Origin of the sequence: Ensifer sp. NM-2 (assembly GCF_003024455.1) — a bacterium.
Taxonomy (GTDB): Bacteria; Pseudomonadota; Alphaproteobacteria; order Rhizobiales; family Rhizobiaceae; genus Ensifer; species Ensifer canadensis.
The window spans coordinates 1-23,855 of record NZ_PVZR01000031.1 but is presented as its reverse complement, the minus strand read 5'-3'; the positions used below and the strand labels follow the sequence as shown (position 1 = coordinate 23,855).

General features: G+C 62.5%; 26 protein-coding genes. 15 read left to right on the top strand and 11 right to left on the bottom strand.

Annotated features, from left to right (window positions below; translation table 11 throughout):
* The first annotated feature begins 38 nt into the window (after nt 1-38).
* Together C6558_RS34950 and nadC are read left to right on the top strand one after the other, a co-directional pair.
* The gene (locus C6558_RS34950) at nt 39-1,637 is read left to right on the top strand and encodes an L-aspartate oxidase (protein ID WP_025426409.1); all 1,599 of its coding nucleotides are present in this window, start codon (nt 39-41) and stop codon (nt 1,635-1,637) included.
* 49 nt (nt 1,638-1,686) lie between these two features.
* Nucleotides 1,687-2,595 carry a carboxylating nicotinate-nucleotide diphosphorylase gene (gene nadC / locus C6558_RS34945; RefSeq protein ID WP_084814308.1) on the top strand — a complete coding sequence of 303 codons (909 nt, stop codon included), beginning with the start codon at nt 1,687-1,689 and terminating at the stop codon, nt 2,593-2,595.
* A 113-nt stretch (nt 2,596-2,708) separates the two neighbouring features.
* On the opposite strand, the gene C6558_RS34940 is transcribed toward nadC, so the two are convergent.
* From C6558_RS34940 to C6558_RS34900, 9 genes are all read right to left on the bottom strand, one after another.
* Nucleotides 2,709-2,951, bottom strand: a complete 243-nt coding sequence (locus C6558_RS34940) for a hypothetical protein (RefSeq protein ID WP_025426411.1) — start codon at nt 2,949-2,951, stop codon at nt 2,709-2,711.
* Nucleotides 2,952-3,207: 256 nt separating this feature from the next.
* On the bottom strand, nt 3,208-4,188 hold the full coding sequence (locus C6558_RS34935; RefSeq protein ID WP_107028447.1) for an NAD regulator: 981 nt from the start codon (nt 4,186-4,188) through the stop codon (nt 3,208-3,210).
* A 1-nt stretch (nt 4,189) separates the two neighbouring features.
* Nucleotides 4,190-4,729: a tyrosine phosphatase family protein gene (locus tag C6558_RS34930; protein ID WP_025426413.1), complete on the bottom strand. Its 540-nt coding sequence runs from the start codon at nt 4,727-4,729 to the stop codon at nt 4,190-4,192.
* Between the two features lies 1 nt (nt 4,730).
* Nucleotides 4,731-5,339, bottom strand: a complete 609-nt coding sequence (locus C6558_RS34925; RefSeq protein ID WP_025426414.1) for a YfbR-like 5'-deoxynucleotidase — start codon at nt 5,337-5,339, stop codon at nt 4,731-4,733.
* Nucleotides 5,336-6,181: a folate-binding protein YgfZ gene (locus C6558_RS34920; protein ID WP_025426415.1), complete on the bottom strand. Its 846-nt coding sequence runs from the start codon at nt 6,179-6,181 to the stop codon at nt 5,336-5,338. Before C6558_RS34920 ends, C6558_RS34925 begins: the two co-directional genes overlap by 4 nt.
* Nucleotides 6,182-6,522: 341 nt before the next feature.
* A complete protein-coding gene (locus C6558_RS34915) occupies nt 6,523-7,293 on the bottom strand; it encodes a hypothetical protein (RefSeq protein WP_025426416.1) in 771 nt (256 codons plus the stop codon).
* A gap of 16 nt (nt 7,294-7,309) precedes the next feature.
* Nucleotides 7,310-7,579 (bottom strand): hypothetical protein, encoded by a 270-nt coding sequence (locus tag C6558_RS34910; RefSeq protein WP_025426417.1) that lies wholly within the window; start codon nt 7,577-7,579, stop codon nt 7,310-7,312.
* A gap of 159 nt (nt 7,580-7,738) precedes the next feature.
* Complete coding sequence (locus C6558_RS34905) at nt 7,739-8,191, bottom strand: TIGR02301 family protein (RefSeq protein WP_025426418.1); 453 nt, start codon at nt 8,189-8,191, stop codon at nt 7,739-7,741.
* Nucleotides 8,191-8,661: an NUDIX hydrolase gene (locus C6558_RS34900; protein WP_025426419.1), complete on the bottom strand. Its 471-nt coding sequence runs from the start codon at nt 8,659-8,661 to the stop codon at nt 8,191-8,193. The genes C6558_RS34905 and C6558_RS34900 overlap by 1 nt, the downstream gene beginning before the upstream one ends.
* Between C6558_RS34900 and C6558_RS34895 the strand changes: the two genes are divergently transcribed.
* Nucleotides 8,660-9,499, top strand: coding sequence for an SOS response-associated peptidase family protein (locus tag C6558_RS34895; RefSeq protein ID WP_025426420.1), 840 nt, complete (start codon nt 8,660-8,662; stop codon nt 9,497-9,499). The genes C6558_RS34900 and C6558_RS34895 overlap by 2 nt on opposite strands.
* 13 nt (nt 9,500-9,512) lie before the next feature.
* Here C6558_RS34895 and C6558_RS40450 read toward each other — a convergent pair whose 3' ends face one another.
* Nucleotides 9,513-9,659: a hypothetical protein gene (locus C6558_RS40450; RefSeq protein WP_162174732.1), complete on the bottom strand. Its 147-nt coding sequence runs from the start codon at nt 9,657-9,659 to the stop codon at nt 9,513-9,515.
* Nucleotides 9,660-10,181: 522 nt separating this feature from the next.
* Here C6558_RS40450 and cysS point away from each other — a divergent pair.
* The 8 genes from cysS (at nt 10,182) to rarD (ending at nt 17,316) form a co-directional block, all read left to right on the top strand.
* On the top strand, nt 10,182-11,573 hold the full coding sequence (gene cysS / locus C6558_RS34890) for a cysteine--tRNA ligase (protein WP_025426421.1): 1,392 nt from the start codon (nt 10,182-10,184) through the stop codon (nt 11,571-11,573).
* 110 nt (nt 11,574-11,683) lie between these two features.
* Complete coding sequence (locus tag C6558_RS34885; protein WP_025426422.1) at nt 11,684-12,064, top strand: VOC family protein; 381 nt, start codon at nt 11,684-11,686, stop codon at nt 12,062-12,064.
* A gap of 12 nt (nt 12,065-12,076) precedes the next feature.
* Nucleotides 12,077-12,568 carry a GFA family protein gene (locus C6558_RS34880; protein ID WP_025426423.1) on the top strand — a complete coding sequence of 164 codons (492 nt, stop codon included), beginning with the start codon at nt 12,077-12,079 and terminating at the stop codon, nt 12,566-12,568.
* Nucleotides 12,565-13,041 carry a GFA family protein gene (locus C6558_RS34875; RefSeq protein WP_025426424.1) on the top strand — a complete coding sequence of 159 codons (477 nt, stop codon included), beginning with the start codon at nt 12,565-12,567 and terminating at the stop codon, nt 13,039-13,041. Before C6558_RS34880 ends, C6558_RS34875 begins: the two co-directional genes overlap by 4 nt.
* Entirely contained in the window at nt 13,038-13,535 is a 498-nt protein-coding gene (locus C6558_RS34870) for a GFA family protein (RefSeq protein WP_025426425.1), read from the top strand. Before C6558_RS34875 ends, C6558_RS34870 begins: the two co-directional genes overlap by 4 nt.
* A gap of 2 nt (nt 13,536-13,537) precedes the next feature.
* Nucleotides 13,538-14,500: a prolyl aminopeptidase gene (gene pip, locus C6558_RS34865; protein WP_025426426.1), complete on the top strand. Its 963-nt coding sequence runs from the start codon at nt 13,538-13,540 to the stop codon at nt 14,498-14,500.
* 26 nt (nt 14,501-14,526) lie between these two features.
* Nucleotides 14,527-16,143 carry a citramalate synthase gene (cimA, locus tag C6558_RS34860; RefSeq protein ID WP_025426427.1) on the top strand — a complete coding sequence of 539 codons (1,617 nt, stop codon included), beginning with the start codon at nt 14,527-14,529 and terminating at the stop codon, nt 16,141-16,143.
* A gap of 234 nt (nt 16,144-16,377) precedes the next feature.
* Nucleotides 16,378-17,316 carry an EamA family transporter RarD gene (gene rarD, locus C6558_RS34855; protein ID WP_025426428.1) on the top strand — a complete coding sequence of 313 codons (939 nt, stop codon included), beginning with the start codon at nt 16,378-16,380 and terminating at the stop codon, nt 17,314-17,316.
* A 176-nt stretch (nt 17,317-17,492) separates the two neighbouring features.
* On the opposite strand, the gene C6558_RS34850 is transcribed toward rarD, so the two are convergent.
* Entirely contained in the window at nt 17,493-18,113 is a 621-nt protein-coding gene (locus C6558_RS34850; RefSeq protein WP_025426429.1) for a TIGR00730 family Rossman fold protein, read from the bottom strand.
* Nucleotides 18,114-18,356: 243 nt separating this feature from the next.
* Between C6558_RS34850 and C6558_RS34845 the strand changes: the two genes are divergently transcribed.
* From C6558_RS34845 to pssA, 4 genes are all read left to right on the top strand, one after another.
* Nucleotides 18,357-20,123 (top strand): LysM peptidoglycan-binding domain-containing protein, encoded by a 1,767-nt coding sequence (locus C6558_RS34845; RefSeq protein WP_025426430.1) that lies wholly within the window; start codon nt 18,357-18,359, stop codon nt 20,121-20,123.
* Nucleotides 20,124-20,342: 219 nt separating this feature from the next.
* The gene (locus tag C6558_RS34840; RefSeq protein ID WP_025426431.1) at nt 20,343-22,235 is read left to right on the top strand and encodes an ABC transporter ATP-binding protein/permease; all 1,893 of its coding nucleotides are present in this window, start codon (nt 20,343-20,345) and stop codon (nt 22,233-22,235) included.
* A gap of 114 nt (nt 22,236-22,349) precedes the next feature.
* Nucleotides 22,350-23,048: a phosphatidylserine decarboxylase gene (locus C6558_RS34835; RefSeq protein WP_025426432.1), complete on the top strand. Its 699-nt coding sequence runs from the start codon at nt 22,350-22,352 to the stop codon at nt 23,046-23,048.
* 9 nt (nt 23,049-23,057) lie between these two features.
* Nucleotides 23,058-23,855: CDP-diacylglycerol--serine O-phosphatidyltransferase (gene pssA / locus C6558_RS34830; protein ID WP_107028446.1), on the top strand; the 798-nt coding region annotated here is incomplete at its 3' end.

The following is a 23,855-nucleotide window of genomic DNA, read 5'->3' as shown; positions in this document are numbered from 1 at the left end:
GCCCGGCATACAAGCATGCGCTGGAGGAGAGCCGCACCATGCTGAGAGATCATTTCCGTCCGCAATCCTTCAACGGGATTGACGATATCGTCATCGTCGGCGGCGGCCTTGCCGGCCTCTTCTGCGCGCTGAAGCTCAGCCCCCGGCCGGTAACCATTCTCGCCGCCGCACCGATCGGCCACGGCGCCTCGTCGGCCTGGGCGCAAGGGGGGATCGCTGCGGCGATGAGCCCGGGCGACACTTTCGAGAAACACGTCGCCGACACGTTGACGGCGGGGGCCGGCATCGTCGACGAGAAGATGACGCGCATGATGGTGGCCGAAGGTCCCGCGCGCATTCACGATCTGCTGGAATATGGCGTACCCTTCGACCGCGATCTCGAAGGCAAGTTGATCCTGTCGCGCGAAGCTGCCCACTCCGAACGCCGCATCGTGCGCGTCAAGGGCGACATGGCCGGCAAGGCGATCATGGAAGCGCTGATCACGGCTGTGCGCAACACCCCGTCGATCCGCATCATCGAAGGCTATGTGGTCGAAGAGCTGGTGCGCGAAGGCCGCTTCATCTCCGGCGTCATCGCCCGGCCGGATGCCGGCCAGGCGAAGAAGCGCGTTTCGTTTCCGGCGCGGGCCGTGGTTCTGTGTTCCGGTGGCATCGGCCACCTCTATGCGGTGACAACCAACCCTTGGGAAGCTTGCGGCCAGGGTCTCGGCATGGCGGCGCGGGCAGGGGCGATCATCGCCGATCCGGAATTCGTCCAGTTTCACCCGACGGCGATCAACATTGGCAAAGACCCGGCGCCGCTTGCGACCGAGGCGTTGCGTGGCGACGGCGCCCAGCTTATCAACTCGGCCGGGCATCGCTTCATGCTTGACATTCACCCGGACGGCGAGCTTGCCCCACGCGACATCGTCTCGCGCGGCGTGTTCGCCGAGGTCCAGGCCGGTCGCGGCGCCTTTCTCGATTGCACCAAGGCGGTCGGCAAGCATTTCCCGGACATGTTCCCGACAGTCTATGCCTCGTGCATCGGTGCCGGCATCGATCCGGTGACGCAGCCGATCCCGGTCGTACCGGCGGTGCACTACCACATGGGCGGCGTGCTGACGGATGCTGAGGGCCGCACCTCGATCGACGGTCTTTGGGCAGCCGGCGAAGTGACGTCGACCGGCGTGCACGGCGCCAATCGGCTGGCCTCCAATTCGCTGCTGGAAGCGGTGGTTTTTGCCGCCCGCATCGCCGAAAACATCAAGGGCACCCTGCCGACGCCGCAGCTTACCCAATGGGGCGACAATGCCGGCGAAAACGACGACCCGGTCACGGTCGAAGACAGCCCGCAGCTCACGATCCTGCGCAGCCTGATGAGCGACTGCGTCGGCGTGGTGCGCACGCGCGAAAGCCTGTTGCGGGCGATCCGCGAAATTTCGGCGCTCGAGCGCGACAACACCCGCATGCGCTTCACCAACATCATCACCACCGCCAAGCTGATCGCCGTCGGCGCCCTTCGCCGCACCGAGAGCCGTGGTGGCCACTACCGCGCCGATTGCCCGACGGAACAGCCGGAATGGCGGCGCAGAACCTACCTGACGCTTGCGGAAGCGAACCGTCTGGCGGCCGACGTCGCGGAAGCCGAAACGGCCTGAGCATGGCGCGCAATAGTCACTTGAGAATAGAGACAGGACCAACGACCAGATGACTGCAGCCCTTCGCCCCGAACTGCCCGCCCTCATGGTCGAGGATCAGGTGCGTGCCGCCTTGCTCGAAGATCTCGGTCGCGCCGGCGACATCACCACCCTGTCGACGATCGGGCCGGAACTGTCGGCAACGGCTGGCATGAACGCCCGCGATCCCGGGGTGATTGCCGGGCTTGAGCTGGCGCGGACAGCGTTCCGCTTCGTCGATCCGTCCATCGTCTTCGAGGCTCTGGTTTCGGACGGAGATCGTGTGACACCGGGAACGGCGATTGCCCGCATCTCTGGTCGCGCCCGCGGGCTTCTGTCGGCCGAGCGCGTTGCCCTGAACTTCCTCATGCATCTCTCGGGCATTGCCACCTACACCGCGAAATTTGCCGACGAGATTGCCCACACGCGCGCAAAGGTCTGCTGCACCCGCAAGACGATCCCTGGCCTGCGCGCGCTGGAGAAATACGCCGTGCGTCTCGGCGGTGGCTCCAATCATCGCTATGGCCTCGACGACGCCGTGCTGATCAAGGACAATCACATCGCCGTCTCCGGCGGCGTTGCCGGCGCCGTCCATGCGGCGCGCGCCTATTGCGGTCATCTGGTCAAGATCGAGATCGAGGTCGATGGCCTCGACCAGATGCGCGAGGCGCTGACTGCGGCACCGGACGTCATCCTGCTCGACAATATGGGACCGGTGCGCCTGCGCGAAGCCGTCGCCATCAACGCCGCCCATTGGCAGCTTGGCGACGAGGCCTATGCCGCAGACCCGCGGCGCACGCGCCTGGAAGCTTCCGGCAACGTCAGGATCGACACGGTACGTGCCATCGCCGAGACCGGCGTCGACTATATCTCGACCTCCAAGATCACCATGGCCGCTCCGACGCTCGACATCGGTCTGGACGTAGCGATCAAGCACTGAGGCGCTCCGACGCGTAAGCGCCGCGATAATGCTTGAAGCGCGCCGCATAGGGCCCTGAATCGATTCCGGTTTAAGGAGTTGTTTAGTGGCCGTCGGCGCAGTTGAGGCCGACGCTAGCGCTGCATGATGAAGGGGCAGACGACGCGTTTGTCGATGGTGATCTCCGTGCCGCAGTCATAGCGACAGATCTTGAACTGCCCTCGCATGTCCTGGCCGTTGAGGTTGCAGATCGTCACCTGGCCGCGGCCCATCTGGTTGTTCTTGAAATAGTCGGGGATCGCCTTGTTCCCCTGCGGGTTCGGCAGGAGAGGCTGGTCCGTCAGGAGGCTGGTGAGCAGCGCAAGCGCAAGCAGCATGTGTTCTTCCCTAAAGCATTTCCAGAAAAAGTGCGGAGCGATTTTCCGTTCGGAAATGCGTTAAAACAAAGAGGTAGAGTGCTTCTTTGACTCCGTTTCAACCGGAAGCGCTCTAGCCGGCCACAGAGCCGGCACCATATCCAATTGAACGAATGTAGCGCGCATTGGCCGAAGTGTTAGATGCAGTCCGCACATTAAACCCGCCGCAACGATGTCATCGCCAGCATAAATCCCCAGTCGTTTCTGCCTGCGCGTTTCATGCGGAGGATGAGCGGCCGCCCACCTTGAGGCCGGGTGCGGGCCGTTCGTCGAGGATTTGCCGGCGGAAGCGGAACAGCGCCGCAGGCCTGCCGCCGGTCGACGCCAGCGTCATGCCGGTCGGCTCGACCAGCTCCGCACCTTCGACCAGACGCCGAAAATTCTGCTTGTGCAGGTGGCGGCCGGAAATGGCCTCTACCGTTGCCTGCAGATCGGTGAGGGTGAATTCGGGCGGCATCAGTTCGAAAATGACCGGCCGATATTTGATCTTGCCGCGCAGGCGGGCGATCGCCGTTGCGACGATGCGGCGGTGGTCGTGGCGCATGGCCTGCCCGGCGGCAGCGTTGTCCTGCTCCCGGCTGCGGCCGTCAATCACCGCTTCGCGCACGAGACCGGCCTCGTAGAGCAACTCGTAACGCTCCAGCACCCGTTCCTCGTCCCAGGGGAAATCGTCGAGGCCGAAGGCAAGCCGGATGCGTGCGCGCCGCTGCGCGCTTGGCGCCATGCGCTCGTCGTCTGATGTGGCAAGCTCCCACCGCGAGAGCGCGGGCAAAATCAGCTGGTCGAGGATGGCAGGGCGGCCCTGCCGCCAATCCTCCCACGGCAGGTAGCCGTACCAGTCGCGCCAGTGCGCGCCGGCCTCGGCCAACCGCTCGGTGTTCTCGGTATCGGTTCGCGTCAGGGCGAGATAGCCGACCGAGACCATGTGCTTGCCTTCTTCGCCCGGCAGGCGCTGCCGTCCGCGGTCGCCGAAGGTGTAGAGCTGCTCGATATAGCCGAGCTTGAGCGCCGTGCGTTTTTCCACGCGGTCGCGCAGACTGGTCTCGAAGGTGCGGTGAAGAGCAGGGTCGAAGGGGCCGAAGGGCAGGCTGTCCCTCGCGTCGCCATCCGCCTCGTTGACGGCCAGGATGCGCGGGCTGCGGCTGACGACGGCAACGATGGCCGCGTTGAGACCGATTTCGACGGTGACGGCCCGCATCTCAGTCGCCAACATTGGCTCCCTCGGCTACAAGCGGCAGCACGAAGGGAACATTGCCGTCCGTGTCCGCACCGCGGCCGATCGAGCGTACGGCAGCGACCAGCCGCCCGCCGCGCGACAAGACAGTGTCGCCGATTTCGACAAGCCGCGTATTCGGCGTCGCATAGGGAGAGGCGAACCGCAGCCGCTCGACCAGTTCTCGGTCGTCCTGCTCAGGCTCCACCGCAAGGGCGGCGATAAGGGCAGCGGCCGGCGACCTCGAAACGCCCATCCAGCAATGAACGAGCATCGGCCGCGAACGGTCCCAGCCCTTGGCGAAGGCGACGATCTGCTGGACGTGCTCTTCCTGCGGAGCGATGAGCCCACCGGTACCGGCGAAGCTGATATCGTTCATTCCCAGCGTCAGGTGCCGCGCCTTGGCAATGACGGCCGGACGGTGGAAGTCCTGGCCCTTGGCGACCAGGCTCAGCATCTCGGTGCAGCCGTGGCGCACAGCCATCTCGGCGATGCGGGCAAGCGGCGATACGACGATCTGGGGCATCTCAGGCATCCACCTTCGCAGCGGCGCGTTCCGCCTCGAGCGTGGCAAAACGCTCGGTAAACAGACGCTGGGCCTCTATGGCCGGCAGGGGGGCGATCAGCAGGCTGTCGCGGGTGATGCCGCGCGGCTGCCCGAAGAACTTTCGCGCCTCCTCGGTCGAAAAGCCGGCAAGCGCAGTCGCCTCGAAATAGGCGGCAATATGATCTGCCTTCTTGATCCGGTCCTTCAGATCCTTGGCGCAATGGGCAGGCAGACCGAAGCGCAGGTGAATGGCGCTTTCCAGCCTCTTTTCGACCAGCTTGTAGCCGCCGCCGACCACGGCCTTGAAGGGGGAGATCATATCGCCGATCACATACTCCGGGGCGTCATGCAGCAGCGCCATCAGGCAGTCGTCGGCGTTGCACTTGTAGCTCCGGCGAAAGATGTCCTCGACGATGAGGCTGTGCTGGGCGACGGAGAAGGCGTGGTCCCCGGCCGTCTGGCCGTTCCACCGGGCAACGCGGGCAAGACCGTGGGCGATGTCGGTGATCTCGACATCGAGCGGTGACGGGTCGAGCAGGTCGAGCCGCCGGCCGGAGAGCATGCGCTGCCAGGCGCGTGCCGAGGTCACGCGCTTGCCTCGTCGGCGGTGGTTGGGAAGGCAAGCCCGGTCCATTCCGGCAGGGTCAACGTCACAGTCACGTCGCCCGCGAGCAGGTCGACGCCGTTGGCCATCGCTTCGCCGGCCTTATCGATGCGCACGATCGCGAGGGCCGAAGTGCCACGCACTGTGCCGAGCGTGCCGATCGACTTGCCGTCTGCCGTTATCGCTGTGCCGGTCGGCGGGAGCGCCGATGCACCGGCGACGATTACGACGCGACGGCGCTGCGTGCCGCGGTGCTGCATGCGCGAAACCACTTCCTGACCGACATAGCAGCCCTTGCGGAAGGAGAGCGCACCATTCTTGTCCATTAGCACATCATGCGGGAAGGCGTCCTGCAGCGCATAATCGGGGCCGGAAACGGCAATGCCGGAGACGATCCGGAGTTGGTCGAGGTCGGCATTAGAGGCTGAGTCCGCTTCGCTCTCACCATAGAAGCGGAAAACGGTGGCGCCGGCCTTCTCGAAGCGGTGGTCGCGAAATCCCTCGGCCAGCGGCTCGTCGAAGGCAATGACAGTGGGTGTGGAGGTGTCGAGCGACAGGGTCACCGCCGAGCGCAGCTTGTACATGGTCAGCCGCTTCAGAAGCGCTTCGGCCTGATCCGCAGTCGTTTCCAGCCTGAAGCCGTCGCCGTCGCGGGAAATCATGAAATCGAACAGGATCTTGCCCTGCGGCGTCAGCAGCGCGCCTGGCCTCGCCTCGTCAGGGGCGAGGGCATCGAGATCGGTGGTGATCAACCCCTGGAGAAGATCTTCCGCATCCTTGCCGGAAACGGAGACGATCGCGCGGTCGTCGAGGCGAACTCTGGGCATGGCTCGATTCCTGTTCACATTGCCGAACAGGTAGGATGTTCAGGGATGAACGGCAAGCGTATCGCCGGCGCTTAGAGCACTTCATCTTTAAACGGAAGCAATTCTGTTGGCTCAAAACGGCCGTTCCACACGAAGGATGGCGCTGAGCGATGCGGATCCATCGGGCAAGCCATCCGACACAGTGGGCGGCCGTTTTCAGCCAACCCTAAGGGCCGGATGAATTTCGGCCATTACCGGCGGCGGCCGTCTCGACCGCAGCTTCTGCTGCGCTCTTTGCCAGCCGCCTTGGTCCTGGCCGAAATTCCTTCCGGCAGAATGCTTCTGTTTAAAGATGAAGTGCTCTAGTCGCCGGCGATGAAAAATTTCCACTTCCCGTCGGGCATGATGCCGACACGATAGAAGTTGTAACTGCCGAATTCTTCCATGTCCGCGAAATCGCCTGCCGTCACCAGCCGGAAGAGGTCGACTTTCTCAGGGGCGGTCAGCGAGGCCAGCGGCTTTTCGGCGAAATAGGGCCAGACATAGGCTTCCTGTGGCGTACCTTTGTCGACCTGGACGAAGCTGGTCGAAAGAACGTCGAGCAGGATTGCCAGGATCTCGACGCCATCCTGGTCGCCCGACAGGCTTTTCAGGATCGCGATCGGATCTTCATCGGCGCTGACGCCAGTGACCTGGGTCTGGGTCGGGCCTTTGCCGAGCAGGGGCCGCAGCCGCTCGATATCGCCGGAGGCAGCCGCCTCGACGATCAACTCGCGCATGCGCGCCACAGGCGCCGGTATCTTGGAGACGTCGCTGAGCACTTCTACGGGTTCGACCGTCTTCGGCTCTTCGGCGGCCTGATCTTCCTTCGTTATGGTAACCGTCTTTTTGATCAGCGGGTCCGGCATCGGGATTTCGAGCGGGAGCTTTTCTTCCTGATCCGGTTCGTCGTCCACAGGTTCGGCTGGCGGAGGAGGAGTATTCTGGTCGCTTGCGACTGCGTTGGGCGCTTCCTGCAATTCGCTGAGCGCGAATGCGGGCGACATCATAACCGGAACGCAGAGAGCGACACCGGCCAGAAGCAGCGTAACAAGGCGAACCGGAGAGGTCCGGTTGGCATGGTTCCGGCTCATAAGGGCAGTCCTGATATTACTGAAGCGAGCGTTGGGGCGAAAATTCACCGGCGAGCATGCGCTCGCGAAGCGAATTGAGCATCGCTTCCGCACCTTCTTCACCATGAAGCCGAACGGTTTCCCGCATGGCTAGAGCGATGGCCGCATCGGCGATGATTTCTGGCTCGATGCCATCAGCCATGCCGTCCGCCCAGGCCTCGTTCTGGTGTTCCAGCGCTGCCTGCATTTTCTCGTGGACGATCATGTCATCGATGTCGGTCAGGCTTGGTTCCATCATTCGTTCCATGCGACTTCCATTGCTGCAAGTGGCTCACTTTAACGTCGTCCGGCTGAACCCCAACTGAACGACTGTGACCCGGTTGTCACTTCTTACCACTCTCTTAACGAACTTAGCAGCCTTTTCCCGAAACGACACGGGGTCGTGAGAAAAGAGGTTAATTTATTGCTAATTTCCAAAGCGAGCGACGATTTCTGACGCAAGTGTTGCTCCTTCGGCACGATATCGCTGTTCCGCGACGATCGCCGGCTGCGTGCAGGTCGTGTAGACAGAGGCAAAGGTGCGATACCCCCGGTTGAAGGCGGCGGTCATCCGCTCGCGCCTTTTTTCCTCGTTGGCCGTTTCCTTGTCGATCAGCTGCTGCATCGAGCGCCGCCAGACATCCTCGGGCTCTTTTACGCAGAGATTGCGCAGATAATGGACCGATCCAAGCACCTCGGCGAGGCGAATCAGCCGTTGGTCATAGGGTGTCGGCTTCTCCTCGACGACAGCAGGTGCGGGCGCTTGCGTCTGCGTCTTGTCCTGCGGAGGTGCAGCCGTCTTCTGCGACGCAGCGGCCGTCGCCGTGGCAAGCAGCAGTGTTGTCACAGTCAGGCGGATGATGGTCGGGCCGAATGTCATCATCCCTTCAAGTCCGAATCGACGGCTGTTTCAAGGCATCCGCCCGTCTTTGCGTTGGCTGCAGCCTGGGCGGCCAGTTTTTCCACGCATTCGCGAACACTGTCGGGAATGGGAAGCGCAAAGATCTTGTCCGGCGTGAACCATCCGAGGCCGGCTGCGTCGTCGCTGGCAACAGCGACAGCCTTCGCGTCCGCCTGCGCCTTGAAGACGGAGAGGAAGAAATGCCGACCCTCGGATTCTTTGCCCGGCAGATCGTAGGTTTCAAACAGCACGGGGTTGTCGGCACAAATGCCGGTCTCTTCCTGCAATTCGCGCAGGGCCGTCTGCTCCGGCGTCTCTCCCGGCTCGGCCCGGCCGCCGGGAAAAGCGTACATGTCGGCCGACGGCGGATTGGCGCGCCGCACAAGCAAGTAGCGGCCATCGCGTTCGAGAATGACGGAGGAGGCGAGTTCGGGCTGTTTCGGCATGATGGAATCAATTTCGATCGGTATCGTTGACCCATCCTACGTGAAGTGCCACATCCATGTCATGTGCGGACGTTTTGCGCTGACGGCGACCCCGGAAGAATTGATGGAGCTGTTCGGCCTGCTGGAAAGCGACGACTTTCCGGTGCGCTTCAATATTGCGCCGACGCAGCCGATCATCGTCGTGGTCGCCGCGGATCGCGCCGGGCCGGGCAGCAATCTGCCGGAGCGCAAGGCCCTTCTCGTTCGCTGGGGCTTCACGCCCGGCTGGGTCAAGGACCCCAGGGACTTTCCGCTGCTGATCAATGCCCGTGCCGAGACGGCGATCGAAAAGGCATCGTTTCGCGCCGCGATGCGCCATCGGCGCGTTCTCGTCCCGGCATCCGGCTTCTATGAATGGCATCGCCCCGCAAAGGGCAGCGGCGAGGCGTCGCAGGCCTATTGGATCCGTCCTCGAAAAGGGGGCATCGTCGCCTTTGCCGGCCTGATGGAGACCTGGTCTTCCGCCGATGGCTCCGAAGTCGACACTGCTGCAGTGCTCACCACCAGCGCCAATCCCGCGATTGCCCCCATACATGACCGCATGCCGGTGGTGATCCAGCCGGAAGATTTCGCCCGCTGGCTGGATTGCAAGACGCAGGAGCCGCGCGACGTCCTCGATCTGATGGTGCCGGCGTCGGAGGATTATTTCGAAGCGATCCCTGTATCCGACAAGGTCAACAAGGTGGCGAATGCGGGGGCCGATATCCAGGAGGCGGTCATCCCGCAACTGGTGCCGAAAGCGCCCGTGAAGGACGACAAGAACGGGGACAAGCCCGACGACGGGCAGATGTCCCTATTCTGAATCTCATGGGTACTTAGGCCGTCTGCTTCTTCAGCTTGGCGGTGGGCTTTGCCTTCACCTGCAGGGCAGCGGCCAGCACGGCCTTGAGACCAAGCGGACGGTACTGTTGAACCAGATCGGCGGGTGTCTTGGCGATGTCGGTGGTCTTGGCGGTCTTCACGTGCATGCACTCCTTGATGCTTTTCCTGGACCGGAAACGCCTCGTTCTCGCTTGCCTACTGCATGTTTCCTTAAATCGTATCCGATTCAAGGATAAGAACATGCAGCAATTCAAAGGGCTACAGCGACCTTGGCGCGTCCGATAAGACGCGCGGCGCTGTAGGCGACAACGACGCTCCTCCTCATTTTCTCCGGAGACAGGAACCGTGGCGCAGGGCCAAGCTGCACCGCGAATCTCTTTCCCGCGTGGCGATCCCAGATAAGCCAAATCGTGACAAATCCATGACCATGCCTCAGCTTGGATAGTTGGCTGTGCTTCGCATGCGGCTCACCACTTGACCGGCGCCATGCGACGCGCGATAAGTGTGGCCATGAAAACGGTTACCTGCATTATCTGCCGGAAGATTATTCGCTAGCGCTTCGCTGGCCTGGCCGTTTTCGTCTCCCGAAATCCAAGATGACAAACGTGCGGGCCTCCCGGGCGCCGTATTTCTGACGGTCGCATGCGTATTGGAGATTTGGAATGGGCGGAGTGCCGACACTTAAGCTGTACAACACGCTGACGCGGGAGAAGGTCGATTTCCGGCCGATCGATCCTGACAATGTCCGCATGTATGTCTGCGGCCCGACCGTCTACGACTATGCCCATATCGGCAATGCGCGTCCGGTCATCGTTTTCGATATCCTGTTCCGGCTGCTGCGCCATGTCTATGGGCCGCAGAGGGTGACCTATGTTCGCAACATCACCGACGTCGACGACAAGATCAACGCGCGGGCCCTGCGCGACTATCCCGGCCTGCCGCTGAACGAGGCGATCCGGCATGTGACCGAGAAGACCGAGACGCAGTTCCTCGAAGACGCCAAGTCGCTCGGCTGCCTTGATCCTGATGTCGAGCCGCGCGCCACCGACAATATTCCGCAGATGATCGACATCATCGACAAGCTGATTGCCAAGGGCCATGCCTACAAGGCCGGTGGCGAGGTGCTGTTCGATACCAGATCGATGCCGGATTACGGGCAGCTTTCCAAGCGCAATCTCGACGAGCAGCAGGCCGGTGCCCGCGTCGCCGTCGAGGTGCACAAGAAACACCCGGGCGATTTCGTGCTCTGGAAACTCTCGGCCGACAACGAACCGGGCTGGGAAAGCCCATGGGGCAGGGGGCGTCCGGGCTGGCACATCGAGTGCTCGGCCATGAGCGGGCGTTATCTGGGCGAGGTCTTCGATATCCACGGCGGCGGGCTCGATCTCATCTTCCCGCACCACGAGAACGAGATTGCCCAGTCGCGTTGCGCTCACGGCACGGATGTGATGGCGAATGTCTGGATGCACAACGGCTTCCTGCAGGTCGAAGGCCGCAAGATGTCGAAGTCCGAAGGCAACTTCGTCACCATCTACGAATTGCTGCACACCGAAAAATTCGGCGGCCGGAAGTGGCCGGGCGACGTGCTGCGCCTTGCCATGCTGATGACCCACTACCGCGAGCCGATCGATTTCTCGATCAAGCGCCTGGAGGAGGCCGAGCATCTGCTGTCGAAATGGCCGGTGCCGGGCGACGCCAAGGGCGAGGTCGATCCGGCCATCGTTACGGCGCTGTCCGACGACCTGAACACGGTGGCGGCGGTTCAGGCGCTGCATGCGCTGGCGCAGAAGACCGCCAGCGATCCAAGCCTGAGGGGCAGCTTTGCCGCCAGCGCGTCGCTGCTCGGCATCGTGCCGCAGGCGGTCGAACTCGACGAGGCCGTCGTGCACGAAGTCGATGGCCGCGTCAGGGCACGTCTCGAATTGCTGAAGGCCAAGGATTTCGCTGCGGCCGACAGAATCCGTGACGATCTGCTCGCCCAGGGCATCCAGTTGAAAGACGGCAAGGACCCGGCGACTGGCGAGCGCCTGACGACCTGGGAAGTGAAGCGATGAAGACGGCCTGCCATCCCCTATTGCCCTTGGATGCCGACGGTGTCCGGGCAGGGGACGGCGGTCGCAGCTTGACGGCATGAGGAGAGGCGCATGAAGGAGGAGTTCGTGCAATGATCGATCATACTGGTATCTCGGTTGCGGATTTCGACAAGGCGAAGTCGTTCTACGACGGGGCGTTTGCGCCGCTTGGCGCCTCCCTCCTGATGATGGTGCCGGCCGAGCACACCGGCGGCGTCAAGGTCGGCGGTTACGGTCGCGAACGTCCGGTCTTTTGGTTGCATGAGGCGGCCGCAGGTCCGGGCAGGCACTATGCTTTTACCGCACGCAGCCGCAGCGAAGTCGATGCCTTCTACGACGCAGCTCTTTCTGCCGGCGGCCGCGACAATGGCAAGCCGGGACTGCGCCCGCACTACCACCCGGATTATTATGCCGCCTTCGTCTTCGATCCCGACGGCAACAACATCGAGGCGGTCTGTCATGTGTCGACTTGAGGAGACGTTGCGATGAGTCTCGACAACAGGCCGTATCATACCGGCGGCTGCCAATGTGGTGCCGTGCGTTTCCGCGTCGAGGGCGTTCTCGGCGACGCTTCCGTCTGCCATTGCCGCATGTGCCAGAAGGCGAGCGGAAACTTCTATCTGCCGTTGGTGTCGGTGCGTGGCGCTACCGTCAACTGGACGCGTGGCGAGCGCAAACGCTTCCAGTCGTCCAATTTTGGCTGGCGTGGATTTTGCGGTGATTGCGGCACGCCTCTAACCTATGAGGCGCCCGATGGCATGGCGCTGGCGATTGCTGCCTTCGACGAACCTCAGGGGATCGTGCCGACAATCCAGTGGGGCATCGAGGCTAAGCTGCCCTATGTCGATCAAGTGCCTGAATTGCCGGGGGAGGAGACGTTGGCCGATGCCGACGCCGTGGCATTCCTTGCCGATCTCGTTTCCTACCAGCATCCTGATCATGACACCGAAACCTGGCCCCCGGAGGACGAGAAATGACCGATACAGTGCGAACAGGCGGATGCCAGTGCGGCGCGGTCCGTTTCCGCATTCGGGGACAACTCGGCCGTCCGTCGATCTGCCATTGCCGCATGTGCCAGAAGCAGTTCGGCGCCTTCTTCTCGGCGCTGGTGACAGCGCCGAAGGATGGCGTCGAGTGGACGCGCGACGAGCCGAGCTACTTCCAATCCTCGGTCAATATCGATCGTGGTTTCTGCCCGAAATGCGGCACGCCGATGATCTACCGCCATCCCGGCGGCATGGAAATCGCCATCGGCACGTTCGATGATCGCAGCGATCTGGCCCCGCAGATACAGGTTAATTATGCCTCGCGGCTCCCCTGGGTCGAGACCATCTTCGACCAGCCGGTGCTGACGGATCCGGATTTCTATAGCAGGCAGGAGAGTGTCATTTCCTTCCAGCATCCCGATCACGACACCGAGCAGTGGCACCAACCGGGAGTGTTCCGATGACGATTTCGCGCATCTTTACCGGCGGCTGCCAGTGCGGAGCGATCCGCTACCGCGCCGAAGGCGTGCTGGCGGATGCGCATATCTGTCACTGTCGCATGTGCCAGAAGGCCGCCGGCAATTATTTCATGCCGCTCGCCAACATCGCGCGCGACAATTTCGACATCACCCGCGGGCAACCCTCATGGTTTCGCTCCTCGCATCTGGTGCGCCGCGCCTTCTGCCACGATTGCGGAACGCCGCTCTTCTATGACATGCCGGACGAGGATTTCCTCAACATCGTGCTCGGCTCGCTCGATGATCCAGACGATCTGCCACCGGTTTATCAGTCTGGGGTAGAATCGCGCATGGTTTGGTTCTCGCGGCTTGCGAAGCTTCCCGAAAGGCAGACCGACGACGGCACCGAGCTTTCCGCCACCCGGCACCTGCTCGTGCTCGAAACGAACCGCCAGCATCCCGATTACGATACGGTGCACTGGCCACCGATGAGAGACTGAAGATGACTGCTCAATTGCGTACGCTCTACCCGGAAATCGAACCCCATGCGTCGGGTCACGTCGACGTCGGCGACGGTCATTCGGTCTATTGGGAACGGGTAGGAACGCCAGGCGCAAAACCGGCGGTGTTCCTGCATGGCGGGCCGGGCGGCACGATCTCGCCCAACCATCGCCGGCTGTTCGATCCCAAGCTTTACGACGTGACGCTGTTCGACCAGCGCGGTTGCGGCATGTCGAAGCCGCATGCGGAGATCGAAGCCAACACCACCTGGCACCTCGTCGCCGATATCGAACGTCTGCGCGAGATGGCAGGGGTCGAGAAATGGCTGGTGTTCGGCGGCTCCTGGGGATCGACCCTGGCACTCGCCTATGCGGAAAAGCACCCGGGTCGGGTGACGGAACTGGTGCTGCGCGGCATCTATACCCTGACCAAGGCCGAGCTCGACTGGTACTATCAGTTCGGCGTCTCGGAGATGTTTCCGGACAAATGGGAGCGGTTCATCGCGCCGATCCCGGAGAATGAGCGGCACGAGATGATGCGTGCCTATCACCGGCGCCTGACCAGCGACGACAGGGCGACGCGTTTGGCAGCTGCCCGGAGCTGGAGCATATGGGAAGGTGAGACGATCACGCTGCTTCCGGAACTGTCGACCAGCGGCCGTTTTGAGGAGGACGAGTTTGCCGATGCCTTCGCGCGCATCGAGAACCACTTCTTCGTCAATGCCGGCTGGATGGACGACGGCCAATTGCTGCGGGATGCCCATCGTCTGCATGGCATCCCCGGCGTGATCGTCCAGGGCCGCTACGACATGCCATGCCCGGCAAAATATGCCTGGCAGTTGCACAAGGCCTGGCCCGAGGCTGAGTTCCACCTGATCGAGGGGGCAGGGCACGCCTATTCCGAACCCGGTATCCTCGACCGGTTGATCCGCGCCACTGACAAATTCGCCGGCAAGACCGAATAACGACTGAGCATTATTGGAAACGAGCCATGACCAGGGAACGCATCTACCTCTTCGACACGACGCTACGGGACGGGCAGCAGACGCCCGGCATCGACTTTTCCGTCGAGGACAAGATCGCGATTACCACCCTGCTCGACGATTTCGGCATGGACTATGTCGAAGGCGGCTATCCCGGGGCAAACCCGACCGATACGGAGTTCTTCAAGCGCAAGCGCACGAAGAAGGCCTCCTTCGTCGCCTTCGGCATGACCAAGCGCGCTGGCGTTTCCGCCTCGAACGACCCGGGCCTTGCCGCCCTGCTCGAAGCAAACACCGACGCGATCTGTCTCGTGGCCAAGAGCTGGGATTACCACGTGGCGGTGGCGCTCGGCTGTTCCAACGAGGAAAACCTCGACAACATCCGGGCTTCCGTCGCAGCCGTTGTCGGCGCCGGCCGCGAGGCCATGGTCGACTGCGAGCATTTCTTCGACGGCTACAAGGCGAACCGCGCCTATGCGCTTGCCTGTGCGCAGACTGCCTTCGAAGCGGGCGCACGCTGGATCGTGCTTTGTGATACCAATGGCGGCACCCAGCCGCACGAGGTGCGCGAGATCGTTTCGGCTGTTATCGCCGCCGGTGTGCCCGGCGCCAGTCTCGGCATCCACGCCCATAACGACACGGGGCAGGCGATAGCCAATTCGCTTGCAGCCGTCGAGGCCGGCGTCCGCCAGATACAGGGAACGCTGAACGGCATCGGCGAGCGGTGCGGCAACGCCAATCTGGTGACGCTTATCCCCACCCTCGCGCTGAAAGAGATCTATTCCAGCAGGTTCGAAACGGCGATCGATTCCGACCGCCTGCAGGAACTGACGAAGCTCTCGCATGCTTTCGACGAACTATTGAACCGCTCGCCGGACATGCAGGCGCCCTATGTCGGTGCCTCGGCCTTTGCCACCAAGGCCGGCATTCACGCCTCGGCGCTTCTGAAGGATCCACGCACCTACGAGCACATCGCCCCTGAAAGTGTCGGCAATCTGCGCAAGGTCATGGTGTCCGACCAGGGCGGCAAGGCGAACTTCATCAACGCGCTGAAGCGGCGGGGGATCGTGGTTGGCAAAGACGATCCCAAGCTCGACAAGCTGATCGCGATCGTCAAGGAGCGCGAGGCGACCGGTTATGCCTATGAGGGCGCCGATGCGAGTTTCGCGCTGCTGGCCAGCCGCATCCTCGGGACGGTGCCGGATTTCTTCCACGTCGAAAGCTTCCGGGTGATGGTCGAACGTCGGTTCGACGCCAACGGTCATCTGAAAACCGTGTCGGAAGCGGTCGTCAGGGTCGTCGTCGATGGCGAAACCATGATGTCGGTGGCCGAAGGCCACGGGCCGGTCAATGCGCTCGATCTGGCCCTGCGCAAGGACCTCGGCAAATACCAGTCGGAGATCGAAGACCTGGAGCTTGCGGACTACAAGGTCCGTATCCTCAACGGCGGGACCGAGGCGATCACGCGCGTTCTGATCGAATCGACCGATGGCACGGGCGCGCGCTGGTGGACGGTCGGCGTCTCCGACAACATCATAGATGCCTCGTTCCAGGCGTTGATGGACAGTATCATTTTCAAGCTGTTGAAGAATCGCGACCATGTCGGACTGATCGCCGCCGAGTAAGCGCCTGCTTCAGGTGAGGGAGAGCATAGGCACCCCGCTGGGCGTCGTTGCTCTTGCCTAAAGTATGAGCAAAATTCACCATCCGTTCACGGAAATGAATTGGTGCATTGATGGTCATTGGAGTACGACGCCCCATGGAAGGGTTCGTCGGCCGGTAAGGCTGCACCTTCGATTGCGACCGGAGCGGGCGTCATCGCCAAGACAGCCTCCGGCGACTACATCAGGAAAAATGTCATGGCCGAGCCGAACGCGAAAGTACCCGCAGAAAACACCGATTCCGCCAAGGGCTTCGCCTTTGCGCTCACGGCCTATCTGCTCTGGGGATTCCTGCCTTTCTTCATGAAGGCGATCGCCCATATCCCGGCGCCGGAAGTGGTTGCGCACCGCATCGTCTGGTCGGTTCCGCTCGCGGGCCTCGTGCTGGTGTGGCTTGGGCGCACGGAAGACGTCAAGGTCGCCCTTCGTTCACCGCGCATGTTGCGCATGGCGGCTCTCACTGCCGTGCTCATCACCATCAACTGGGGTATCTATGTCTGGGCGATCGGTGCTGGTCGCGCGATCGAGACGGCGCTCGGCTATTACATCAATCCGCTTTTCTCGATTTTCCTCGGCGCTCTGTTGCTGAAGGAAAAGCCAAGCCCGGCGCAGATGGTGGCGATCGCGCTGGCCGCTGCCGCCGTTGGCGTACTCGCCTTCGATGCCGGCGGTCTGCCCTGGGTGTCGATCGGGCTCTGCCTCTCCTGGGGCTTCTACGCCTTTTTCCGCAAGACGCTGCCGATCGGGCCGAACCAGGGCTTCTTCCTCGAAGTGCTGCTGCTCAGCGTTCCAGCGATCGGCTACATCATCTGGCTCGAGGCGACCGGCCAAGGGCACTTCGGCGACACGGGCATGACTGACGTGCTGTGGCTGATGTCCTGCGGCATTGTCACCGCGATCCCGCTGATGATCTATGCCAATGGCGCCAAGCTGCTGCGGCTGTCGACCATCGGCATCATGCAGTATATCGCGCCGACGATGATCTTCCTGATTGCCGTCTTCGTCTTCCACGAGCCTTTCGGCACCGCAAAGCTGATCGCCTTCGCACTGATCTGGGCCGCATTGGTTATTTATTCCGGCGCCATGCTGGCACAGAGCCGCGCCCGTCGCGCCGAACAGGTCAGCCCGGCCGAATAAGACACTACAGCGCCGCGCGTCGTGTTAGACGCGCAAAGGCCGCTGTAGCACTTTGAATTGCTGCATGTTTTTATCCTTAAATCGAATGTGATTTAAGAAAACATGCAGTAGGCAAGAATGGAAAAAGGCGCGTCCGTCAGGCGCGCCTTTTCTGATTTTGGGGGTGTAACACAGGCCTAAAGGCGGGAGATGATCTCGGCTTCGCCTTCGCGGCCGTTTGCGCCGCTAGCGGCCGCAAGGATCGCCGGCACGATGTCCTCGGCCTTGTCGACGACAAGCGGCTGGACGAGGTGGGCCGTGTGAACGAAGCCTTCAGCGCGCATGTGCTGCAGCAGGTCCAGCATCGGCTTCCAGAAATCGTTCATGTTGCCGAAGACCATCGGCTTGCGGTGACGACCGAGCTGCGCCCAGGTCATGATCTCGACGATCTCTTCCAGCGTGCCGATGCCGCCCGGCAGGGCGACAAAGGCGTCCGCCCGCTCGAACATGGTGTGCTTGCGCTCATGCATGTCGGCGGTGACGATCAGCTCGTTGAGCTGGCCGAGCGAATGGCGCGTCGCTTCCTTGTCCATCAGGAATTCCGGGATGATGCCGGTGACCTCGCCGCCATTGGAAAGCACGCCGCTGGCGACCGCTCCCATGATGCCGCGCGTGCCGCCGCCATAGACCAGACGCAGGCCATGGTCGGCGATCGAGCGGCCGAGCGCGCGGCCGGCTTCCATGTAAATCGGGTCGCGCCCGGGCTGCGAACCACAGTAGACGCAGATGGATCGAATCGTGCTGGTTTCAGTGCTCATCCGGTCAAAAAGCATTGCAGCGCAGCAAGGGTCAAGAAAAATGAGGGGAAAGCTTGGTTCGCGGCGCCTGCAGCAGGGGCGGCTGCTTGTCTGCTACACTAGGAAACGCTAGCAATTTCAGGGATCGATTGAAGAAATTGGGCGGGTAGCTCGCAGTTGCGCTATAATGACCGCGCAAGCCCCGCGCCTTAGGCCGATGAGAGGGCATGCGCGGAGCGTCGCTCCGCTCCTGTGGAGAGTGGCATGATCAAGAACAAGGCCGGCTGGGTGGCCCTTACTGTCCTTGCGGCAGCAACAGCGTTGATGGTTTTTGTAGTTCAACCGAATTTGCGTGACGGCAAGGAAGCCTCGGCCGATGGCACGGCAAACGCTCCGGCCCAAACCGGTGACGCGGCATCGTCGACCGGCGGGCCTCAGCCCACTTCGGACTCGGCGAAGTCCGATGACGCCAGCAAAATGGCGGAGCCGCAACAGGCGGCAAGCGCCGCTGACGCGAAATCACCGGTCGAGGATGCATCTATTCCCGGTTTTGACGTGCTGCGCGTCGAGCCCGATGGTTCGACCGTTGTTGCCGGCCACGCCGCACCCGGTTCCAAGCTGGAAATCCTCAACGGCGCGACGATCGTCGGAACGGCTGATGTCGGCGTGACCGGCGATTTCGCCGCCGTCTTCGACAAGCCGCTTCCGGCCGGGGACTACCAGCTGACCCTGCGCGCGGTCGGCGAAGACGGCGTTGCCAAGAATTCGCAAGAAGTCGCAACGGTTTCCGTTCCAAAGGACCCGACCGGCCAATTGCTTGCCATGGTCTCTAAGCCCGGCACTGCCAGCCGGCTGCTCACCACGCCTGACGCGCTGGCGGGCGTTGCGCAGACGGCTGACGCGCCTGCTTCGCAGCCGGCCGCGGCGACATCCGCCGATGTGGCGTCTGCAACGCCGCAGACGACGAGCGACGCAACGGCGGCAAAGCCAAACGGCGCTGCAGGGCTGCAGGTCACCGCCGTCGAGATCGAGGGCGCCAAGATGTTCGTCGCCGGTAGCGCAAAGCCCGGTGCCGTCGTTCGCATCTACGCGGACGACAAGCTGCTCGGCGAAATGAAGGCGGATGACAAGGGCCACTTTGTCGTAGACGGTCAGATCGACCTTGCGGTCGGCAGCCACATCATCCGTGCAGACATGTTGAGCGAGGACGCAAGCAAGGTCGTCATGCGCGCATCGGTGCCGTTCGACCGCCCGGCCGGTAGCCAGGTCGCAGCTGTTGCCGGCCCGGTTTCGGCCGCCGCGACAGCCGGCCTCGACGGGCTGCGTGCCGAAGCCGGCAAGGCGCTCGCGCTGCTGAAGGGGCTTTTCTCCAATGGCAAGGTGCCGACGGGCGAGCAACTCGCGGCAGCACGCTCAGCAAGCGAATTCGCACTGAAGTCGCTGGCCGATTTCAGGCTCGCCGACAATTCCGATCAGGCGCTCGCAGGCGAGGTCGCCCGGACAGCAAAGGCTGCTGCCGATGCGCTGGCCGTGCTGAAGGAGGCCCCGCAGGATGCCTCAAGTGTCGCTGCGGCCCTAACCAAGGTCGAAGCCTCGGTCGGTGCAATCCTTGCTGAACGCGGCAGTGTCACGCCGGCGGTTGCCAACACCATCGCATCGGGCGAGATCGCCGAGGCTTCCGGCGCGTCGAAGGTCAAGGGTGCCGGCAGCTCGATCACCAATGACGTCGCCGCTGCGCAGCCTTCCATGGCCTCGACTGAAACCCAGGCTCAGCCGGCAACGGTGGAGCAGGCGCCGCTGAAGGAAAGCAAGAGTTCCGTGATCATCCGTCGCGGTGATACGCTCTGGCAGATCTCACGGCGTGTCTATGGCGCGGGTGTTCGCTACACCACGATCTACCTCGCCAACCAGGCACAGATCGAAAACCCCGATCGCATCCGCCCTGGCCAGGTCTTCGGCGTTCCCGATCAGGCACTTTCCGATGAAGAATCGCGCGAAATTCACAAGAAGCACATGAAACACGAGCAATAGGCTGTTCATCGACATCATCGCATTGCGGCAGTGTCGACGGAGACCTATTTGTCAAAGAAGGCGGCGTCTTCAACGAGACGCCGCTTTTCATTGGATGGCGATGATGTGCCCCGATGTCCTTGCCCAAAGGTTCGAGGCGCGGAGCCGCAACTGCGCGACGCCGGTGGATTGGCATGACCGTCCGCCCGGGCGTGCGAAAGAGTGAAGGCGGATCAAGACGTGGCACCTCAGAACCAGACGAAGACGATTTCCGCCGATACGAGCAACCCGTTTCGAACCATCGTCAACCTGTGGCCCTACATGTGGCCTTCAGATCGGGCTGATCTGAAGCTTCGAGTCGTCTGGGCGACGATCATCCTGGTGATTGCCAAGGTCGTCCTCATCCTCGTTCCTTATTTCTTCAAGTGGGCGACGGATGCGCTGAACAACAAGCCGGATGCACTGGGCTTCCTGCCGCAGTTCCTGGGCGGCGCAGTCATGCTGGTGCTTGCCTATAACCTCGCGCGTTTGCTGCAGGCGGGGCTCAACCAGTTGCGCGACGCGCTGTTTGCCAGCGTCGGGCAGCATGCGGTCCGGCAACTCGCCTACAAGACCTTCGTGCATATGCACCAGTTGTCGCTGCGCTTTCATCTCGAGCGACGCACCGGCGGCCTGTCGCGCGTGATCGAGCGCGGCACCAAGGGCATCGAGACCATCGTTCGCTTCACCATTCTGAACAGTGTACCGACGCTGATCGAATTTTTGCTGACCGCCGTGATCTTCTGGTGGGGCTACGGTTTCAGCTACCTGCTGGTCACGGCCATCACCGTCTGGCTCTATATCTGGTTTACGGTCAAGGCGAGCGACTGGCGCATCGCCATCCGCCGCTCCATGAACGACAGCGACACCGACGCCAACACCAAGGCGATCGACTCGCTCTTGAACTTCGAGACCGTCAAGTATTTCGGCAACGAAGAAATGGAAGCCAAGCGCTTCGACAGATCCATGGAGCGCTATGAGAAGGCGGCGACCCAGGTCTGGACCTCGCTCGGCTGGCTCAACTTCGGCCAGGCGATGATCTTTGGCGCTGGCACGGCAGTCATGATGGTCATGTCCGCGCTCGCGGTGCAGCGCGGCGAGCAGACGCTCGGGGACTTCGTCTTCATCAACGCCATGCTGATCCAGCTGGCCATTCCGCTCAATTTCATCGGCTTCGTCTATCGCGAAATCCGCCAGGGGCTGACCGACATCGAACACATGTTCGATCTGCTCGACGTCGAAGCCGAAGTGGTCGACCGCCCGGATGCGCGGCAGCTCGCCATTGCAAACGGCGCCATCGCCTTCAAGGACGTGCACTTTGCCTATGATGCAGCGCGACCGATCCTGAAAGGCATCAGCTTCGAGGTGCCTGCCGGCAAGACCGTTGCCGTCGTCGGCCCGTCGGGGGCCGGCAAGTCGACGCTGTCGCGGCTTCTTTATCGCTTCTACGACGTGCAACAGGGCACGATCACTATCGACGGGCAGGACGTGCGCGGTGTGACACAGAAGAGCCTGCGCGCCGTGATCGGCATGGTGCCGCAGGACACCGTGCTGTTCAACGATACCATCGCCTACAACATCCGCTACGGACGCGTTTCGGCAACCGAGGAGGAGGTTGTCGCTGCGGCTGAGGCGGCACAGATCGCGACCTTCATCCAGTCGCTTCCCGAAGGGTTTCAGGCAATGGTCGGCGAGCGCGGCCTCAAGCTTTCGGGCGGCGAGAAGCAGCGTGTCGCCATCGCCCGTACGATCCTGAAGGCACCGCCGATCCTCATCCTCGATGAGGCAACTTCCGCGCTCGACACGCGCACGGAACAGGAAATCCAGTCGGCGCTCGACGTGGTTTCCCGCAACCGCACGACACTGGTTATCGCCCACCGGCTTTCGACGGTCATCAATGCCGATGAGATCATCGTGCTCAAGGATGGCGTCATCGCCGAGCGCGGCACGCACGGGGAACTGATCGATCGCGACGGACTTTATGCTTCCATGTGGAGCCGCCAGCGCGAGGCGACCCAGGCGGAAGAACAATTGAAGCGTGTGCGCGAGAGCGACGACCTCGGTATCGTCACGCGTGGCGAGCCGGCCCTATGACGGCCATGTCTTGTCGCTGATCGCGACGCGTTTTGTCGCTGTCGGGCGGGCAGCGTTGCCGCGGGCGGCATTTCGCGCTAGGTCACGTTCCACAGCAAATTTGGAGTAGAGTTCATGAGCTTGGTCAATACGGTGCGCAACACGCTGGTCCCGGTGCACAAGGAAGGCTATCGCTTCATCGCGATCTTCTTCGTCGCGTCGCTGGTGCTGGGCTTGCTGTGGGAGCCGCTGATGTGGATCGGCTTCCTGCTCACCGCCTGGTGCGCCTATTTCTTCCGTGACCCCGAGCGCATGACGCCGATCGACGACGATCTGGTGATCAGCCCGGCCGATGGCCGCGTTTCGTCGATTGCCATGGTGACGCCGCCGGAAGAGCTGGGTCTTGGTTCCGAACCGATGCTGCGCATCTCGGTCTTCATGAACGTCTTCAACTGCCACGTGAACCGTGCGCCGATGACCGGCACCATCAGCCGCATCGCCTACCGCGCCGGCAAGTTCGTCAACGCCGAACTCGACAAGGCCAGCCACGAGAACGAACGCAACGGCCTCGTCATCCAGACGAAGCATGGTGAAATCGGCGTCGTACAGATCGCCGGTCTGGTTGCCCGCCGCATCATCTGCTGGAAGTATGAAAACGGCTCGCTCGACGCCGGTGAGCGTTTCGGCCTCATCCGGTTCGGCTCGCGCCTCGACGTTTTCCTGCCTGATGGTGTCGAGCCCCGCGTCAGCCTCGGCCAGACCGCGATTGCCGGTGAAACCGTGCTTGCCGAATTCGGCTCGGCCAAGGGCCCGGTCATCAGCCGTCGCGCATAAGGAGCCCCTATGGAAGGTCCTCAACAGGAAAACCCAGCCGAACCGCCGAAAGTCGCGGGCGAGGCGAACGGTTCAAGCGATACCGGTCGCGGCCCTCGACTGCGCGAGATACCGCTGCGCCTGATGATCCCGAACATGATCACCGTGCTGGCGATCTGCGCAGGTCTCTCCGGCATTCGGCTCGCCTTCGAAAACCGCATCGAGCTCGCCGTTGCCATGGTGTTGCTTGCGGCCTTTCTCGACGGTATCGACGGTCGCGTCGCGCGCCTGCTGAAGGCGACGTCGAACTTCGGCGGCCAGATGGACTCCCTCGCCGATATCATCAACTTCGGCGTGGCGCCGGCGCTCGTTCTCTACGTCTTCATCCTGGATCAGGCCCGCTCGATCGGCTGGATTGCGGCGTTGATCTACGCGATCGCCTGCGGCCTGCGATTGGCCCGCTTCAACGTCATGGCCGAGCGCCAGTCCAAGGCAGCGTGGCAGTCGGAGTATTTCGTCGGCGTGCCTGCGCCGGCGGGTGCCATGCTGGTGCTGCTGCCGGTCTATCTCGGCCTGCTGGGCTTGGCACCTGAGCGCACCTTCGCGCTGATCGCATCGGGCTACACCGTGCTGATTGCCTTCCTGCTGGTCAGCCGTCTGCCGGTCTGGTCGGGCAAGTCGGAAAACAGCCGCGTTCGCCGCGATCTCGTCCTGCCGGTCATTCTCGTCGTCGTCTTTTATGTCGCGACGCTGATGACCTACACCTGGGAGACAATGGCGGTGACGGCGCTTGGCTACCTGATCACGCTGCCGTTCGGCGCGCGCTCG

Bases quoted from the DNA above. Each gene is read 5' to 3' on its own strand.
- rarD (WP_025426428.1), top strand. From the start codon at position 16,378: ATGGCCGAGCCGAACGCGAAAGTACCCGCAGAAAACACCGATTCCGCC.
- C6558_RS34850 (WP_025426429.1), bottom strand. From the start codon at position 18,113: ATGAGCACTGAAACCAGCACGATTCGATCCATCTGCGTCTACTGTGGT.
- C6558_RS34880 (WP_025426423.1), top strand. From the start codon at position 12,077: ATGAGTCTCGACAACAGGCCGTATCATACCGGCGGCTGCCAATGTGGT.
- C6558_RS34940 (WP_025426411.1), bottom strand. From the start codon at position 2,951: ATGCTGCTTGCGCTTGCGCTGCTCACCAGCCTCCTGACGGACCAGCCT.
- C6558_RS34935 (WP_107028447.1), bottom strand. From the start codon at position 4,188: ATGCGGGCCGTCACCGTCGAAATCGGTCTCAACGCGGCCATCGTTGCC.
- C6558_RS34920 (WP_025426415.1), bottom strand. From the start codon at position 6,181: ATGCCCAGAGTTCGCCTCGACGACCGCGCGATCGTCTCCGTTTCCGGC.
- nadC (WP_084814308.1), top strand. From the start codon at position 1,687: ATGACTGCAGCCCTTCGCCCCGAACTGCCCGCCCTCATGGTCGAGGAT.
- cysS (WP_025426421.1), top strand. From the start codon at position 10,182: ATGGGCGGAGTGCCGACACTTAAGCTGTACAACACGCTGACGCGGGAG.
- C6558_RS34915 (WP_025426416.1), bottom strand. From the start codon at position 7,293: ATGAGCCGGAACCATGCCAACCGGACCTCTCCGGTTCGCCTTGTTACG.
- C6558_RS34845 (WP_025426430.1), top strand. From the start codon at position 18,357: ATGATCAAGAACAAGGCCGGCTGGGTGGCCCTTACTGTCCTTGCGGCA.
- cimA (WP_025426427.1), top strand. From the start codon at position 14,527: ATGACCAGGGAACGCATCTACCTCTTCGACACGACGCTACGGGACGGG.
- C6558_RS34910 (WP_025426417.1), bottom strand. From the start codon at position 7,579: ATGGAACGAATGATGGAACCAAGCCTGACCGACATCGATGACATGATC.
- C6558_RS34875 (WP_025426424.1), top strand. From the start codon at position 12,565: ATGACCGATACAGTGCGAACAGGCGGATGCCAGTGCGGCGCGGTCCGT.
- C6558_RS34930 (WP_025426413.1), bottom strand. From the start codon at position 4,729: ATGCCCCAGATCGTCGTATCGCCGCTTGCCCGCATCGCCGAGATGGCT.
- C6558_RS34835 (WP_025426432.1), top strand. From the start codon at position 22,350: ATGAGCTTGGTCAATACGGTGCGCAACACGCTGGTCCCGGTGCACAAG.
- C6558_RS34905 (WP_025426418.1), bottom strand. From the start codon at position 8,191: ATGACATTCGGCCCGACCATCATCCGCCTGACTGTGACAACACTGCTG.
- C6558_RS34895 (WP_025426420.1), top strand. From the start codon at position 8,660: ATGGAATCAATTTCGATCGGTATCGTTGACCCATCCTACGTGAAGTGC.
- C6558_RS34885 (WP_025426422.1), top strand. From the start codon at position 11,684: ATGATCGATCATACTGGTATCTCGGTTGCGGATTTCGACAAGGCGAAG.
- pip (WP_025426426.1), top strand. From the start codon at position 13,538: ATGACTGCTCAATTGCGTACGCTCTACCCGGAAATCGAACCCCATGCG.
- C6558_RS34950 (WP_025426409.1), top strand. From the start codon at position 39: ATGCTGAGAGATCATTTCCGTCCGCAATCCTTCAACGGGATTGACGAT.
- C6558_RS34870 (WP_025426425.1), top strand. From the start codon at position 13,038: ATGACGATTTCGCGCATCTTTACCGGCGGCTGCCAGTGCGGAGCGATC.